General features: G+C 66.7%; 1 protein-coding gene. It reads right to left on the bottom strand.

Annotated features, from left to right (window positions below; translation table 11 throughout):
- Positions 1–1,016 (bottom strand): alginate lyase family protein (locus tag ETD86_RS54445; RefSeq protein WP_138674398.1); only part of this gene is annotated, 1,016 nt, incomplete at its 3' end.
- Positions 1,017–1,130: the final 114 nt, after the last annotated feature.

Below are 1,130 nucleotides of genomic sequence, written 5' to 3'. Positions count from 1 at the left end.
CCGAGACGGTGGTGCAGCGCGTTGAAGCCGACCTCGAAGTGCTCCCCGAGGTCCTTGGTGACCTTTCCACCGCACAACCATGACGGCACCGTCCCGCCCAGTTGCAATTTGGCGTGGAGGTCCATCGCGAATCGCAGCCGGTGCTTGGCCTTGGCGTACAGGTCCACGCCCTGGTGGCCGGCCGTCTCCGCGACGTGGGAGATGGCCGCGAGACCCCACCCGGTGTGCCAGAAGTCACGGCAGGTCTCCTGGGTCAGGCCGTCCACGAACGTGGTCTGCCCGTGCCAGTAGTCGATGATCTCGGCATTGGTGTTGTACTCGCTGTTAGGCGGGGCCTTGGGCAGCGAGCCGTCCGTCTTGAGGTAGATGTAGGCGGGCAGCCTGCCGCGCCAGGTCGCGACAGCTCGGTCGAACGAGGCACGGTCGTCCAGATGCACGGCGATGCCGATGGCGGCATCGGTCATGATCAGTTCCCAGTTGCCGTTGTTGTTCGGCCGCCCGGCGATCAGGGTCGGGAGGTACACGGTGCGCAGCTTGCCGGCGAACCGGCCGGCCTGCGTCCAGCCGGTGTAGGTGTGCTTGATGAGCTCGGCGGCACGGGAGAAGTTGGCGCCCGCCCAGCCGGTCTGCAGCGGAGCGTTGCTCCCGGTGTGTTTGGTGATCACGGCCGACCAGGCGTCCATGATCTGGATCGCCTTCTCGGCGTAGCGGGCGTCCTTGGTGAGGTACCACCGCAGGGCGTGCGTGTAGGCCGCCATGGCGTCCTTGCGTTCGTCCGAGCAGCCGTTGTCGGGAATGGAATTCCCGCCGCAGTTCACCTCGGCGCGGGGCTTGGCCGTGTAGGACAACGAGGCGTAGGAACTGCCCTGCAGGGCGTTCCAGGCGGACTTCCACGGCTCGTTGCCGAGATTGGCTCGGACGAAGTCGAGCTGTGCGCGGCTGACCAGGACGCCAGGATGCTTGAACGCGGCAGCCTGGGCCGGCTGCGGGACGGCTAAGGCTGCGACCACGAGCATGGCGGCAGCAAGAGGACGAGCGAGACGCACGGGTTTCCTTCCAAGACGCGGACGTCTATTCCGCCAGCCGCCGGTCCAGCCGTCAAGGCGATCATGCCGTGAACATCGGCCCGA

Source organism: Nonomuraea turkmeniaca (assembly GCF_005889735.1).
GTDB classification, from domain to species: Bacteria; Actinomycetota; Actinomycetes; order Streptosporangiales; family Streptosporangiaceae; genus Nonomuraea; species Nonomuraea turkmeniaca.
The sequence above is the reverse complement of the archived record's forward strand: the minus strand, read 5'-3'. Positions and strand labels throughout refer to the sequence as shown.